Annotated in this window: 1 protein-coding gene; it reads right to left on the bottom strand. The window is 58.5% G+C overall.

Translation table 11 applies throughout. The features are described from left to right. Window positions 1–540 (bottom strand): beta-L-arabinofuranosidase domain-containing protein (locus tag AACY19_RS26910; protein WP_339454531.1); only part of this gene is annotated, 540 nt, incomplete at both ends.

Below are 540 nucleotides of genomic sequence, written 5' to 3'. Positions count from 1 at the left end.
CCGCCGTCGGGCTCCAGCGCGGGTGGCGCAATTTCAACGTCAGCGCCGTCGGCTGCTTCAAAGTCCAGCTGAGCGTGGTCGACGGTGTTTCCGGAAAGGCCGTTGTCTGCGTCAGCACCGCGCCTTGTTCGATCCAGTGCACGGTCGAGGGGATGAACAAGTTTACATAGATCGAGCGATCGTCGTGAAAGTAGATCGAATCCCGGTATTTGACGTGATTTTCCATGCCGGTGCCGGTGCAGCACCAGAAGGAGTTTTCGGGCGTGTGATACAGTTTCATATAGCCCGGACGCCCACCCTGAAAGTAGGTGGCCATGCCGGTGTCGGGATCCTGTGACGCGAGAATGCCGTTATAGAGGGTGCGCTCGTAATAGTCGGCATAGGCCACTTGCGGATCCTGCAGGAAGAGCGCCCGCGTCAGTTTGAGCATGTTGTGCTGGCCGCAGGTTTCCGAACCCTTGGCGGAAAAAACGTGCTTGTCGAACTCCGCCATCGGGAAGAAATGTTCGTTGTCGCCGTGGCCGCCAGTGGCAAAGGACC

The sequence above is a fragment of the Pseudomonas sp. EA_5y_Pfl2_R50 genome (genome assembly GCF_963970475.1).
GTDB lineage: Bacteria > Pseudomonadota > Gammaproteobacteria > Pseudomonadales > Pseudomonadaceae > Aquipseudomonas.
This window is presented reverse-complemented; position numbering and strand designations above follow the sequence as displayed.